This is a genomic window from Vibrio splendidus 12E03, assembly GCF_000272105.2.
Taxonomy (GTDB): domain Bacteria; phylum Pseudomonadota; class Gammaproteobacteria; order Enterobacterales; family Vibrionaceae; genus Vibrio; species Vibrio splendidus_I.
On record NZ_AJZD02000237.1, the window covers coordinates 1 to 248 of the forward strand.

Sequence of the window (248 nt, forward strand, 5' to 3'; positions counted from 1 at the left end):
ATTTTCCGCACTCTCTTGCCACGACAACAAAAGGTCTGCCGAGAAATAACAACGATCAAATAAGGTCAATGAGTGTGCGGGGATATCATTGAATAGGCGCTTAGCTAAGGTCGTTTCACCGACATGACAACCATCAAAAGCCGCCCCCATAATCATTCGTGTTTCTGTTGACATCAAAGCGACTAAACGAAGTTGAGGGTAAGGTTTCAATTTTTTAGAGATGAACCCAAATTCTTCAGCGTTCTCTG

1 pseudogene is annotated in these 248 nt (G+C 43.1%); it reads right to left on the minus strand.

What is annotated here, in order from left to right:
- A pseudogene (locus A142_RS15565) lies at positions 1-248 on the minus strand (IS4 family transposase); the annotation flags it as partial.